Consider the following 13,066-nt stretch of genomic DNA (forward strand, 5'->3'; position numbering starts at 1 on the left):
GAGTTCTGATGGACCGTTACGTCGTATTCGGTAACCCGATTGGTCACAGCAAGTCGCCGCTGATCCACCGCTTGTTTGCCGAGCAGACCGCTCAGCAACTGGACTACAGCACCTCGCTGGCGCCACTCGACGACTTTTCCGACTTCGCCAAGACGTTTTTCCTCGAAGGTTGCGGGGCGAATGTGACGGTGCCGTTCAAGGAAGAGGCTTATCGCCTGGCCAACAGTCTGACGGCACGGGCGCAGCGGGCAGGCGCGGTGAACACCCTGAGCAAACTCGCCGATGGCACGTTGTTGGGTGACAACACCGACGGCGCCGGACTGGTGCGGGACCTGACGGTCAACGCCGGTTTCAGTCTCAAGGGCAAACGCATCCTGCTGCTCGGCGCTGGCGGCGCGGTGCGCGGTGCGCTGGAGCCGTTGCTGGCCGAGCAACCCGCTTCGGTAATTATCGCCAACCGCACCGTCGAGAAAGCCGAGTTGCTGGCGGAATTGTTCGCGGACCTGGGGCCGGTGTCGGCCAGCGGTTTTGACTGGCTGCAAGAGTCGGTGGACCTGATCATCAACGCGACGTCGGCGAGTCTTTCAGGCGATGTACCGCCGATTGCCAGCAGCCTGATCGAACCGGGCAAGACGGTGTGCTACGACATGATGTACGGCAAGGAGCCGACCTCGTTCTGCCGCTGGGCCACTGAACACGGTGCGGCGGTGTCGATGGATGGATTGGGGATGCTCGCTGAGCAAGCGGCAGAAGCGTTTTTCCTGTGGCGCGGTGTGCGGCCGGATACAGCGCCAGTGCTGGCCGAACTACGCCGCCAACTGGCGCTGTAGTTCTTTGTGGCGAGGGAGCTTGCTCCCGCTCGGGTGCGAAGCGCTCGCAGATTTTCAGGGCTGCTTCGCAACCCGGCGGGAGCAAGCTCCCTCGCCAAAAGTTATGCGTTCGTCATCAGAGTGGTGTTTTAGTCCTCAAACCGGATCGGGCATTTCTCCGCCCCTTCAAGCTTCCTCAACTCCTCCACCACCTGCGGCCGCGCGCTGCGCAGCGTCAGGCTGCGATTCTGCTTGAGCAGCCGCCGCGCTTCCTGATGCAGCATTTCCACCCCTGAATAGTCGATGAAGTTGATCTGCTGCGCCTCGATCACCACGCGCGCGCCGTGCATCCGTTGCAGGCGCACTTGCAGGTAATGGCTGGCGCCGAAAAAGATCGACCCGCCGACCTGCAGAATATCTTCATCGCCTTCGCGCCAATGCTGGACTCGCGGTTGTGAAGTCCGCTTGAGGTAAAAGAACAGTGACGCCAGGACCCCGGCATAGATCGCGGTCTGCAATTCCAGCAGCAGCGTGGCCACGCAGGTCAGCGCCATGACCAGGAACTCGGCGCGGCTGACCCGCAACAGCGCGCGGATGCCGCGATGATCGACCAATCCCCAGGCGATCAACAGGATGCTGCCTGCCATGGCCGGGATCGGAATGTGCGAAATCAACGCCGCGCCGAAGATGGCGAACAGCGCCACCCACAGTGCTGAAAATACCCCGGCCAGCGGTGAGCAGGCACCCGCCTCGTAACTCAGGCCCGAGCGGGTGAAGGAACCGGCTGACAGCGAGCCGGAAAAAAACGCACCGACCATGTTCGAAAAACCCTGGGCGCGTACTTCCTGATTGGCGTCGAGCAATTGCTGGGAGCGTGCCGACAAGGAACGGGCAATCGACAGGCTCGTCACCAGCCCGAGCATCCCCACCGCCACGGCGCTGGGCAGCAGGCGCAGGATCAGATCCAGGTCCAGCGGCAGCGGACTGAAGGGCGGCAGCCGCCCGACAAACGCACTGACCAACTTCACATGGCCAAACATCGACGGCCAGAACCACACCAGCAGTCCGCTCAGCGCCAAGGTGATCAAAAGCGTCGGCCAGCGTGGCAGCAGTAATTTCAGGATCACGCCCACCCCGACGGTGGCCAGCCCCAGCACCAGCGAAGGTTTATCCACGTCGCCGAGGTGTTTGAACACCATCAAAAAGCTGTCCAGCGCCGTGGACTGATTGGGCAGGTCCAGCCCCAGCAGGTTCGGCAACTGGCCGATGGCAATCACCACCGCCGCGCCGAGGGTGAAGCCCAGCACCACCGAGTGAGAAACGAAATTCACCAGGGCGCCAAAGCGCAACAATCCGAGCAGCCACTGGAAAATGCCGGCGAGCAGTGTCAGAAGCAGGATCAGGGTGACGTAGTCTTCTGACGCGGGAACGGCCAGAGGACTGACGCTGGCATACAGGACGATGGATATCGCCGCTGTAGGACCACAGATCAAATGCCACGACGAACCCCAGAGGCAAGCGATCAGCACCGGAATGATCGCGGCGTACAGGCCGTATTCCGGCGGGAGACCGGCGATCAGGGCGTAGGCAATGGATTGCGGCAGCGCAAGAATGGCGCCGCTGAGGCCAACGATCAGGTCACGCCCGACGCTGGCGCGGGTTTGCCGGGGCAACCAGGAAAGGAAGGGAAAGAGTGAATGGCGGCTGGGGAAGGCCATGGGTCCTCTCGGGTGGAGTTTTGCGCAAGGGTATCAGTACGGGGTGAACATTGTGGCGAGGGAGCTTGCTCCCGCTCGGGAGCGAAGCGCCCGCAGATTTTTAGGGCTGCTTCGCAGCCCAGCGGGAGCAAGCTCCCTCGCCACAGGCAACCCTTACAACTTCGCTTTTACCGCCGGCAACGCATCTTTCCCATCCACGGTCTTCACGCCATCCAGCCATTTATCCAGCACGGCAGGATTGGCCTTGATCCACGCCTTGGCCGCCTCGGCATTGCTGATTTTCTTGTTCACCACCTCGGCCATGATGCTGTTCTCCATCTCCTGGGTGAAACTCAGGTTGGTGAGCAGCTTGCCGACGTTCGGACAGGCCTGTGCATAACCTTTGCGGGTCAGCGTATAAACGCTGCCGGTGTCGCCGAAATACTTCTCCCCGCCTTTCAGGTAATGCATTTTCAACTGCACGTTCATCGGGTGCGGCGTCCAGCCGAGGAAGGTCACGAACTTCTGTTTCTTCACCGCGCGGGACACTTCGGCCAGCATGGCCTGCTCGCTGGACTCGACCAGTTTCCACTGGCCCATGTCGAAGTCGTTCTTCTTGATGATCTCTTGCAGCGAGATGTTCGCCGGGGCGCCGGAACCGATGCCGTAGATCTTCTTGTCGAACTTGTCGGCGTATTTATTCAGGTCGGAAAAGTTATGCACACCCGCGTCCCACACGTAATCCGGGACGGCCAAGGTGAATTCGGTGCCGTCGAGGTTCTTCGCCAGTTGGGTGACATCACCCGTGGCGACGAATTTGTCGTAGAAGCCCTGCTGCGCCGGCATCCAGTTCCCCAGGAACACGTCGACCTGGCCATCTTTCAGCCCGCCAAAGGTGATCGGCACCGCGAGGGTGTCGACCTTGGCCTTGTAGCCCATGCCGTCCAGCAGAAACCCGGTGATGGCGTTGGTCGCAGCGATGTCGCTCCAGCCCGGATCAGCCATTTTCACCGTGTCGCAGCTCTGATCGGCAAAGGCCGATGCACTGCCCAGAGCCAGTAGCCCGACCGTCAGTACTGTGGATAACTTTTGCATGGACTTCCCCTTAACATTATTGGTTTTGGCAGGGTTGTGGATAACGTGCTTTACGTTCCAGATCGTCGAGGTCGATGTGGTTGCGCATGTATTGCTGACTGGCGTCTACCAGCGGCTGGTGATCCCAGCTCTTCAGCTTGCCGATGGTCAGCGCCTCGGCGACGAATCGCCGGCGACGCTGGCTCGCGAGCACCTGTTGGTGGATCGCCGGAATGTCCCATTTGGCCCGTGCTTCAGACAGAAACTCCTCGAACAGCGGCCGATGTTGCGGCGATTGGCTGAGTTCTTCCTGTTCGCGCGGGTCGTTGTGTACGTCGAAGAGTAGGCAAGGGTCATCTTCGCTGTAGATGAATTTGTAAGCGCCACGGCGGATCATCATCAAAGGGCTGATGGTGCCTTCGGCCATGTATTCGCCGAAGACTTCGTCGTGACCGCCCTGCCCTTGCAGGTGCGAGACCAGCGAACGACCGTCCAGTGGCAAGCCCGGCTCCAGCGAACCGCCGGCCAGCTCTACAAAGGTTGGCAGCAAATCAGCGGTGGAAACCGCAGCACTGACGCGCCCGGCGCCGAATTGTCCCGGTGCGCTGATCAACAGCGGTACGCGGGCGGCCATTTCGAACCAATGCATTTTGTACCAGAGGCCGCGCTCGCCGAGCATGTCGCCGTGGTCGCCGGAGAAGACGATGATGGTGTCATCGATCAGCCCGGTATCTTCGAGCGTTTGCAGGAGTTTGCCGACGTTGCTGTCGATATAGCTGCAAGCTCCGAAATAAGCACGACGCGCATCGCGAATCTTATCCACAGGCAGCGGCTTGTCCCACAGGTCATACACCTTGAGCAAACGCTGGGAATGCGGGTCAAGTTCGGTTTGCGTTGGGGTTTCCGGCAGCGGGATGTCGGCATCGTCGTACATGTCCCAAAAAGCCTTGGGAATGGTGTACGGATCATGTGGGTGCGTCATCGACACGGTCAGGCAAAACGGCTGGTCGCCATCCTCGCGAATGTGATCGAACAGGTATTGCTGGGCCTTGAACACCACCTCTTCGTCGAAATCCAGCTGATTGGTGCGCACGCACGGCCCGGCCTGCAGCACCGAAGACATGTTGTGGTACCAGGTCGGACGCACGTCCGGTTCATCCCAGTTCACCGACCAGCCGTAGTCGGCCGGGTAGATGTCGCTGGTCAGGCGCTCTTCATAGCCGTGGAGTTGATCCGGGCCACAGAAATGCATCTTGCCCGACAGCGCGGTGCGGTAGCCGAGACGCCGCAGGTAGTGGGCATAAGTTGGTACATCGGCGGGGAAATCGGCCGCGTTGTCGTAGGCGCCGATCTTGCTCGGCAATTGACCGCTAACCAGGGTGAAACGCGACGGCGCGCACAGTGGGCTGTTGCAATAAGCGGCGTCGAACACCACGCCTTCGGCGGCGAGGCGGCTGAGATTGGGCAATTTGATGGGCGAGGAACCGTAGAACGGCAACATTGGCGCGGCCATCTGATCGGCCATGATGAAAAGAATATTCTTGCGCTTCATGTGATCGCGGCATTCCATAGTGAATATTTATGCGAGAGTGCTGCGATCGAGCATGGAGTCCATGCACTTTGTGGTAAAGCCCATGCACGGCAATGACTAGGATAAGCACCGCTTATGTATGACGCCCTTGGAAGTTTGTCGCTGGACCTGCTGCGAGCGTTTGAAGCGGCGGCCCGCCATCGCAGTTTTACCGCCGCAGCGGTAGAGCTGGGCACTACGCAGCCCGCCGTCAGCCAGCAGATCAAACGCCTGGAAGAACAACTCACCGCGCGGTTGTTTGATCGCATTTACCGTGGCATTGAGTTGACTGAGGCCGGGACCATTCTTTTCGAGCAGGTTCAGCTCGGTTTGCAGAATATCGATGCCGGATTAAGCGCGATCAGCACACAGCATCAACATGAAGTCTTGCAGGTGGCCACGGATTTCGCTTTTGCCGCGTATTGGCTGATGCCCCGATTGCACCGCTTTCATAAAGCCAATCCCCACGTCGACGTCAGCCTGGTCACCAGCGAGCGCAATCACAACATGCTGCGCACTGATATCGATGTGGCGGTGTTGTTTGGGGATGGCCGCTTCAAGCAGGGCGAAAGCCATTGGCTGTTCAGCGAAGAAGTGTTTCCGGTCTGCAGCCCGCTGCTGTTGAAGGATCGTCCCCTGCCCTTGCCGGCCCAGTCATTGCTGGAATTTCCACTGCTGCACCTGCGCGGCGAAAACAGCAGCAACTGGTTTGACTGGAGCGGCGTCTTTCGCGAGTTAGGGATCACATCGGCCCCGGCCCCCGGGCAATTGCGCTTCGACAATTACACGTTGCTGATTCAAGCGGCGATTGGTGGTCAGGGTGTTGCAATCGGCTGGCGGCACCTTGTGGATAACTTGCTGGCGCAAGGTTTGTTGTGTCGACCGATAGCCGACACGGTGATTTCCAGGCTCGGCTATTACGTGGTTCTGCCCCAGCGAAAACGGCGTGGGGTATTGATCCAACAATTTGTGGACTGGTTGATGGCTGAGCAGGCCAGCAGCGCCCAATCGCTGAATGGTTTACCGCTGCCGTCTATCGCCGTGTAGGGTCGGTCGAAACGAAGTTCACATGCTCGCGAACGTGAAGATTCAGCCGCAGCTCATCGGCAATCCCTACGGCCACGCGGTTCAACCGTTCAAGCGGTTCGGCCAGGCCCGGTTCAAGGCTGCTGCTGACGTGGCTGAAATGTTCAATCGTCAGCCCCGGCACTCCGCGAGGCGCATTGACCAGGGTCCAGTGCAAGGCACTGCTTTGCAGGGCATCAAGGATTTCCTCGGCGGCATGCCGCTGAAGGGGGTCCAGCGCTTCAGCCTCTGTGTCGTCGAGTTCGGCAAAATCCCCCACCAGGAACAGCCGGGCAATACCGGCCGCCTGCATGCCCTCGATCAGCGCGTCCACGGCCAACACCTGTTCGACCGGGCCTGGAACGATGGTTTTTTCAACGGTCTCGCTATTGAATGGCAATCCGGGGGCATCCAGCAGGCAAATAACCACCGAACTGCCCGCCACGCTTTGCTTGACCCGCTCAGCCTCGAACAGATCGCCGGTCTTGGTGCGCAATCCTGGGCGCGGTGGGAGCGCCGTCAGGTCATCCAGAATCGCGATCACTTCATGTTGACGCCGTAGCATTTCAGCCATCAGCGCACTGCCCAGGCTACTCATGGCACCATAAAGCACCACTTTGACCACCGGGGTTTCGGCATTTTTCATGGCTGAGGTTCCTTGTTCACAACGTATATGGCGTGTGACCTGTGGGAATAGGTGAGGGTTCGACTGGGTTTCAGAGGGTTTCAGATGCAACAGATCAAGGGTTACCACGCCCATGTCTATTTCGACGCCACGAGCATTGATCAGGCGCGAGCGCTGTGTGAGCACGCCGCGCAGGTGTTCCCGCTGAAAATGGGCCGCGTGCATGAACGTCCCGTGGGTCCGCACCCGGACTGGAGTTGCCAATTGGCGTTCGGGCCGGAGCTGATCGGCGAAGTGCTGCCGTGGCTGGCGCTCAACCGCAAGGGTTTGGTGGTGTTTCTGCACCCGGACACCGGCGACGATCTGCTGGACCACACCGAGCACGCGATCTGGATGGGCGCAATCCGGCCACTGGACCTGTCTATTTTTTGATCAGAGGTTTTCTTCGGCTTCGCCGGGCAAATGTTCGTCCAAGTGCAGCCAGGGTAAATGGCTGCGGGTCCAGATGTGACGCTCGGCCGGGGCTTGCTCCGGGTGATCGAGGGTGGCGATGGTCACGTCGATACTCTCGGGGCTCAGATGTGTGATCAACGCCAGTTGCGCCCCACAGTTCGGACAGAAATAGCGCACGCAGGTGGTTGAAGATTCGTACTGCGCCGGCGTCCCTTTCAGCCATTTAAAGGCCGATACGGGAACCGTGATCCAGGTTGTCACGATCCCGCCGCTGACGCGCCGGCAGATCGAACAATGGCAGTGGGCGATGTCGTGCAAAGGTCCGCTGAATTGATAGCGCAGCTGTCCGCAGTGGCAGCCGCCGGTGTGAAATTCGCTCATGACCTTACCTCCTGATGCGTATTTCCTGACGCTTTCGCGAGCAGGCTCGCTCCCACATGGTTTTGTATACGACACAGATCCAGTGTGTGCGAGCCTGTTAGCGATGCCCGCAACTCGGTCGCCCTCTCTGCCCCAGTCCGACGACCGGTTGCACATCCGGTCAATGCTTTCATCAGCGAAAGCTGGGTGAAAGCTTCCCCGATTAGGATCGCCCCCACTGCCGGCAAAAGACCGGTCGGCCAATGCCAGTGTTTTATCGCTCGCACAGCCCATTTAACAACAACAATGGTGATTCTGATGTCCTCTGCTACCCGCCGCTTCGCTGCAACTCCGCCCGTACGCCTCGTGCTTCCCGTTCTGCGCTGACCCACCCGGTTCGCCCATTCCCTAGCCGCGCTACGCCTGGAGTATTCCCATGCTGACTTTCCTTGGCTTCGCCATGGTCATCACGTTCATGTTCCTGATCATGACCAAGCGCCTGTCCGCGCTGATCGCCCTGATCATCATTCCTATCGTCTTCGCCCTGTTCGGTGGTTTCGCGCCGAAGATCGGCCCGATGATGCTCGAAGGCATCACCAAGCTGGCGCCGACCGGCGTGATGCTGATGTTTGCCATTCTGTATTTCGCCCTGATGATCGACTCCGGCCTGTTCGACCCGGCCGTGCGCAAGATCCTCAAACTGGTCAAGGGCGACCCGCTGAAAGTGTCGGTCGGCACCGCCGTACTGGCGCTCGTCGTTTCCCTCGACGGTGACGGCGCAACCACTTATATGATCTGCGTGGCCGCCATGCTGCCGCTCTACAGTCGCATCGGCATGAGCCCGCGGATCATGGCCGGCCTGATCATCCTCGCCGGTGGCGTGATGAACATGACGCCATGGGGCGGCCCGACTGCCCGTGCGGCCAGTGCGCTGCATGTGGACCCGTCCGACATTTTCGTTCCGATGATTCCAGCGATGGCGTTCGGCGTGGTGGCAATCCTGGCGATTGCCTACTTCTACGGCAAACGCGAGCGTGCGCGTCTGGGTGAACTGCACCTGGTGGGCGATGAAATCGACCACAGTGAAATCAGCGTTTCGCAATTCCCGGATGCCCGTCGTCCGAAGTTGATCTGGTTCAACGGCGCCCTGACCCTGGGCCTGATGTGCACACTGATTGCCGGTCTGTTGCCGATGCCGGTGTTGTTCATGGTGGCGTTCAGTATTGCCATGATCGTCAACTATCCTTGCCTGCAACAGCAGAAGGATCGCGTCGCGGCTCACGCTGGCAGCGTACTTGCGGTGGTCGGTTTGATCTTCGCGGCGGGCATTTTCACCGGTATCCTGTCGGGCACCGGCATGGTCGATGCGATGTCGAAAAGCCTGCTGGCGGTGATTCCTGATTTCCTCGGCCCGTACCTGGCCGTGATTACCGCGCTGGTGAGCATGCCGTTCACGTTCTTTATGTCGAACGACGCATTTTATTACGGCGTGTTACCAGTACTTGCCGAAGCCGCCAGTCATTACGGTATAACCGCGGTTGAAATGGCACGTGCCTCGATCGTCGGTCAGCCCGTCCACCTGTTGAGCCCGCTGGTACCATCGACCTACTTGTTGGTGGCCCTGGCCGGTATCGATTTTGGTGACCATCAGCGCTTTACCCTGAAATGGGCAGTGCTGGTGTGCATGTGCATACTGGTAGCCGCATTGCTGATGGGGATTTTTCCGCTGTTCAGCACTCTATAAGCCCAAGACTCACCACAAAGGGTCCAGGCTTCGCTGTTTGAAGCCGGGCCTTTTGTGGTTTAACACTCGCTCAAAGGAATACACATGGAATGGCTGACCAACCCTGAAATCTGGGTTGCCTTCTTTACCCTGACCGCCCTGGAAATCGTCCTGGGTATCGATAACATCATCATGATTTCGATCCTGGTCAGCCGCATGCCCAAACACATGCAGCAGCGCACCCGGATCTTCGGCCTGGCGCTGGCCATGGTCACACGGATCCTGTTGCTGCTGTCGATCACTTGGGTCATGCGCCTTACCGCCGACTTGTTCGAAGTGTTCGGCCAAGGCATTTCCGGGCGAGACCTGATCCTGTTCTTCGGTGGCCTGTTCCTGCTGTGGAAGAGCTCGCAAGAGATGTACCACGCGCTGGAAGGTGAAGACGAAACGAACGAAGAGCCGAGTGGCAAGGGCGGCAACTTCCTCTACACCATCATCCAGATCGCGATCATCGACATCGTGTTCTCGCTGGACTCGGTGATTACCGCCGTCGGCATGGTCTCCCACGTACCGGTCATGGTCGCGGCGATCATCGTTGCGGTGCTGGTGATGATGCTGGCTGCCGGCACCATCAGTGAGTTCATCGACAAGCACCCGTCGCTGAAGATGCTGGCGCTGTCGTTCCTGCTGATCGTCGGTACGGTGCTGATTGCCGAATCCTTCGACGTTCACGTGCCAAAAGGCTACGTCTACTTCGCCATGGCGTTCTCGCTGGCGGTGGAAGCGATCAACATCAAGATGCGCACCGCGATTGCTAAAAAGCGCAAACAGCAGGATCCGGTGAAACTGCGCAAGGACATTCCGGGGCAATAACCCGAACCTGTGCACTGGCTGCTGCCAGTCAGTGCACAAAACCTGTGGGAGCGAGCCTGCTCGCGATAGCGGCCTGTCATTCAACATCAATGTTGAATGTGACGGCCTCATCGCGAGCAGGCTCGCTCCCACTTTTTTTGCTCTGTGATTAGCCTGGCGGATCGAGGTTATTCAACACTCGATTGCGAATACTTCACGATGGCGTGTTCAAAGGTTGACGCCCCGAGCTCTGGTGGTTAGCGTCCCTCGCTCGCTTCAAACGACATGACAAGGAATGCATATGTCAGGAAAACCGGCTGCACGCCTCACGGACCCGACCACCTGCCCCCTTCCCGGCCACGGCACCAACCCGATTGCCAGTGGTTCTCCCGATGTCTTTTTCAACGGTCTTGCGGCCGCTCGGGTCAGCGCACATGTACCTGCGGCCAGGCCCTGAACGGTGGATTCTCTTCAACCGTGTTCATCAACGGCCTGAATGCCATGACGCTCGATAGCACCACCAGCCATGGCGGTGTGGTGATTGGCGGCTCCGGCAACGTCATCATCGGCAACTCTCATTCCCCTGCGCCCTTCATCCCGCCCTTGCCGATCATTGGCCAGCCTTTGGTTGAATTCAAAGCCGTCAGCGCCGGCAATGGCGAGCCGATTGCCCAACAGGACTACGAAATCGAAACAGCCGAAGGCCGCATCGTCAAAGGCCAGACCAACGATGAGGGCATGACCCAAAGCGTCGCTACCCTACAGCCCGACCTCGCCGTAGTCCGCTGGACTGTCTGACGCCTCAAGGAAGAATGAAATGACTGGACAATGCATGGCCCCAGACGACCTGGACATGAAGAAACTCTGGGACAGCACCTGCGAACTCCCCGTTTGCAAACGCGAAACCACTAAGGGCGGCCCTAACCCGAAAACCCGCGTTGAAGTGCCATTACTGACCTGTAATTGCCTGTGGCGCAGGTTTCAAAAAGAAGCCGAAGAGTGGGTCGCACCGGGCGGCGTGTTGATTGCCGACCCGCAAGCCCGTAACCGCAAGATCAACGCGGCCTATGCACAATTGTGGCTGGCGGATAACCGGTTTCAGTGGGCGGGGTTGGCGGCGTTTGCTTCGAAGCAGGTGGGGTGTGGGTTGATCCATGCGACCAAGTTGCAAACGGCTATTGCGGCGCAGAAGGCGGCGCAGGAGAAATTGCGGACGGGGAAGTCGGAAACCCTTTTCGAAGGGTTTGGGTTCAAGCTCAGCAAGACTGATCCGGAAATCGAGAAAGAATTAGCGAACGCCAAAGCGGCCAATCCTCTTCCCACTGAGGATATTACCTTTGGCGACAACTCCCGCTCCGCTGTTCAGCAGCAGTTGGACTACGTGTATGAAATGCTGGCCCTCGGTAATACCTCGCTGTTTCTGGATGTTTATCCGTTGCATCGGTTTTTTATGGTGCGGGGCTTCAAAGAAATGGAAGCCTGTCTTTCCAAACGCAACCAACTAAAAAATGAAGTTCTGTGGCCCATCGCTGACAAAGTAGAGTTCGGTGCAGCGCGTGCAGAAGTGACCGATACTTTCAAAGCCATAGATGAAGGAAGAATTACCAAAAGCGTCGAATTCATGGCCGGTCATGAACAGCTGAACATTTTGCAACCTGCGATGTATGACGATTCCCACTTCGCTTACCTAATGCGCGGCACCCATGCTGGAGATGTCGTATCAGTAGTCACAGGGATGCTGTCCGGAGCCGCAGAAGAAATCCAGTTGACTCTGGCAAGTCAATGCAAAGCGGCAGACGGGCGAAAGGTTGCCTTCGGCAGTAATCCATTGGCCAATCTGGCAAACAAGGATCAACGAATGGAATTCGTACTTCGTGCTGCAACACAACTCGATGCCTTATTAAAAAACCCCACTTCAAAAGCCCAACTAAAGCAATCCATTACAGAAATATCTCAAGGTGGAGGGATCCGCTGATGAAACCACTCACCAGGCTATCTCTGATAAGCATGAGTGCAATTGTTATTGGGCTGTGTATTGCCTACTTCAATTGGAATACGGAAGTTTTGAGTGCGCACATAGGGAAGTCTTACAAGGATACCGTTGAGGACTCAACGTTTTCGGTGCCTGCGAATACCGCTTTTTATCCAAGCACGCCACCGCATCCTAGTTCTACATGGATATCAGAGCCAGTCATCATCCATTTTGATGATCCTGAGCATGGTTTTACGCTACCAGCAACCAAGTTTGGCGCCGTTGGTTTTGATGAAGGTAAAGTCTCGACCATGACAACTTCTCCAATGTTGGAGACCTTGCCTTTCAATCAGCTGATTCCCTTACTCACTCAGTTGCAGGGGAAGCTAAAAGACTCGGGCTGGGTACCGCGCAACCCACAAGATAACTCTTGGTTAGCCGTCGGCAGCGAAGTAGAAAAAAACGCTTTGCAAAGGCAGTTGTTCGATCAGGTAGTCATCGTGATGCTCCTTATACCTCACAAATACAGTCTTGCGCTAAACGTCAAATGCTACGCCCGCTGTGATGAGCGCGACCCGAAAACGGCGAAGTATCTGATTGATGTCAGTGTCGGTTCGGATTACTACAGCGAATGATGAGTCGCGCCAGAAGGCGGCGTCGGTGTTTGCAAAGAGCAGCATTTTTTACGCTGTTCATTTGTCTGACTTCTTTTCACCACCCAGTTGATTTTTTGAACATTCATATCGGGAAGTCATACAGAGAAGTCGCACAAGACTCGACATTCCCAAATATTTGATCGACGTAGGGCTAGGCGACGATTTCTTTAGCGATTGAACTACCAATGATCTTAGGGCAGCTGCGCAGCC

12 protein-coding genes and 1 pseudogene are annotated in these 13,066 nt (G+C 57.9%); 8 read left to right on the forward strand and 5 right to left on the reverse strand.

The genetic code is table 11. The annotated features are described in order from the left end of the window. Positions 1–8: 8 nt before the first annotated feature. Entirely contained in the window at positions 9–830 is an 822-nt protein-coding gene (gene aroE, locus HP062_RS21035; RefSeq protein WP_172791974.1) for a shikimate dehydrogenase, read from the forward strand. A gap of 128 nt (positions 831–958) precedes the next feature. Here aroE and HP062_RS21040 read toward each other — a convergent pair whose 3' ends face one another. From HP062_RS21040 to betC, 3 genes are all read right to left on the reverse strand, one after another. Then, the gene (locus HP062_RS21040; protein WP_010465533.1) at positions 959–2,527 is read right to left on the reverse strand and encodes a SulP family inorganic anion transporter; all 1,569 of its coding nucleotides are present in this window, start codon (positions 2,525–2,527) and stop codon (positions 959–961) included. 153 nt (positions 2,528–2,680) lie between these two features. Next, on the reverse strand, positions 2,681–3,601 hold the full coding sequence (gene choX / locus HP062_RS21045) for a choline ABC transporter substrate-binding protein (protein WP_010465535.1): 921 nt from the start codon (positions 3,599–3,601) through the stop codon (positions 2,681–2,683). A gap of 16 nt (positions 3,602–3,617) precedes the next feature. Then, entirely contained in the window at positions 3,618–5,132 is a 1,515-nt protein-coding gene (gene betC, locus HP062_RS21050; protein WP_172791975.1) for a choline-sulfatase, read from the reverse strand. Between the two features lie 114 nt (positions 5,133–5,246). Here betC and HP062_RS21055 point away from each other — a divergent pair, with 114 nt between their 5' ends. Beyond that, positions 5,247–6,197: a LysR family transcriptional regulator gene (locus HP062_RS21055; protein ID WP_077748841.1), complete on the forward strand. Its 951-nt coding sequence runs from the start codon at positions 5,247–5,249 to the stop codon at positions 6,195–6,197. On the opposite strand, the gene HP062_RS21060 is transcribed toward HP062_RS21055, so the two are convergent. Beyond that, positions 6,184–6,861, reverse strand: a complete 678-nt coding sequence (locus HP062_RS21060) for an NAD(P)-dependent oxidoreductase (protein ID WP_010465542.1) — start codon at positions 6,859–6,861, stop codon at positions 6,184–6,186. The genes HP062_RS21055 and HP062_RS21060 overlap by 14 nt on opposite strands. A gap of 84 nt (positions 6,862–6,945) precedes the next feature. Between HP062_RS21060 and HP062_RS21065 the strand changes: the two genes are divergently transcribed. Further along, positions 6,946–7,272 (forward strand): DOPA 4,5-dioxygenase family protein, encoded by a 327-nt coding sequence (locus HP062_RS21065; protein WP_010465544.1) that lies wholly within the window; start codon positions 6,946–6,948, stop codon positions 7,270–7,272. On the opposite strand, the gene HP062_RS21070 is transcribed toward HP062_RS21065, so the two are convergent. Beyond that, complete coding sequence (locus HP062_RS21070; protein ID WP_077748840.1) at positions 7,273–7,674, reverse strand: GFA family protein; 402 nt, start codon at positions 7,672–7,674, stop codon at positions 7,273–7,275. It abuts the gene before it with no gap. Between the two features lie 415 nt (positions 7,675–8,089). Here HP062_RS21070 and HP062_RS21075 point away from each other — a divergent pair, with 415 nt between their 5' ends. The 5 genes and pseudogenes from HP062_RS21075 (at position 8,090) to HP062_RS21095 (ending at position 12,835) form a co-directional block, all read left to right on the forward strand. Next, positions 8,090–9,397, forward strand: a complete 1,308-nt coding sequence (locus HP062_RS21075) for a CitMHS family transporter (RefSeq protein ID WP_017341736.1) — start codon at positions 8,090–8,092, stop codon at positions 9,395–9,397. 84 nt (positions 9,398–9,481) lie between these two features. Continuing rightward, the gene (locus tag HP062_RS21080) at positions 9,482–10,249 is read left to right on the forward strand and encodes a TerC family protein (RefSeq protein ID WP_077748839.1); all 768 of its coding nucleotides are present in this window, start codon (positions 9,482–9,484) and stop codon (positions 10,247–10,249) included. Positions 10,250–10,529: 280 nt separating this feature from the next. Next, positions 10,530–11,026 (forward strand): annotated as a pseudogene (locus HP062_RS31535) (PAAR domain-containing protein). Positions 11,027–11,045: 19 nt separating this feature from the next. Beyond that, positions 11,046–12,203 (forward strand): DUF2515 family protein, encoded by a 1,158-nt coding sequence (locus tag HP062_RS21090; RefSeq protein WP_172791976.1) that lies wholly within the window; start codon positions 11,046–11,048, stop codon positions 12,201–12,203. Continuing rightward, entirely contained in the window at positions 12,203–12,835 is a 633-nt protein-coding gene (locus HP062_RS21095) for a hypothetical protein (protein ID WP_083375355.1), read from the forward strand. Before HP062_RS21090 ends, HP062_RS21095 begins: the two co-directional genes overlap by 1 nt. The last annotated feature ends 231 nt before the right edge of the window (positions 12,836–13,066 follow it).

Origin of the sequence: Pseudomonas sp. B14-6 (genome assembly GCF_013260315.1) — a bacterium.
GTDB classification, from domain to species: domain Bacteria; phylum Pseudomonadota; class Gammaproteobacteria; order Pseudomonadales; family Pseudomonadaceae; genus Aquipseudomonas; species Aquipseudomonas mandelii.

Bases quoted from the DNA above. Each gene is read 5' to 3' on its own strand.
- HP062_RS21075 (WP_017341736.1), top strand. From the start codon at position 8,090: ATGCTGACTTTCCTTGGCTTCGCCATGGTCATCACGTTCATGTTCCTG.
- HP062_RS21040 (WP_010465533.1), bottom strand. From the start codon at position 2,527: ATGGCCTTCCCCAGCCGCCATTCACTCTTTCCCTTCCTTTCCTGGTTG.
- betC (WP_172791975.1), bottom strand. From the start codon at position 5,132: ATGAAGCGCAAGAATATTCTTTTCATCATGGCCGATCAGATGGCCGCG.
- HP062_RS21080 (WP_077748839.1), top strand. From the start codon at position 9,482: ATGGAATGGCTGACCAACCCTGAAATCTGGGTTGCCTTCTTTACCCTG.
- HP062_RS21090 (WP_172791976.1), top strand. From the start codon at position 11,046: ATGACTGGACAATGCATGGCCCCAGACGACCTGGACATGAAGAAACTC.
- HP062_RS21095 (WP_083375355.1), top strand. From the start codon at position 12,203: ATGAAACCACTCACCAGGCTATCTCTGATAAGCATGAGTGCAATTGTT.
- HP062_RS21070 (WP_077748840.1), bottom strand. From the start codon at position 7,674: ATGAGCGAATTTCACACCGGCGGCTGCCACTGCGGACAGCTGCGCTAT.
- choX (WP_010465535.1), bottom strand. From the start codon at position 3,601: ATGCAAAAGTTATCCACAGTACTGACGGTCGGGCTACTGGCTCTGGGC.
- HP062_RS21065 (WP_010465544.1), top strand. From the start codon at position 6,946: ATGCAACAGATCAAGGGTTACCACGCCCATGTCTATTTCGACGCCACG.
- aroE (WP_172791974.1), top strand. From the start codon at position 9: ATGGACCGTTACGTCGTATTCGGTAACCCGATTGGTCACAGCAAGTCG.
- HP062_RS21055 (WP_077748841.1), top strand. From the start codon at position 5,247: ATGTATGACGCCCTTGGAAGTTTGTCGCTGGACCTGCTGCGAGCGTTT.
- HP062_RS21060 (WP_010465542.1), bottom strand. From the start codon at position 6,861: ATGAAAAATGCCGAAACCCCGGTGGTCAAAGTGGTGCTTTATGGTGCC.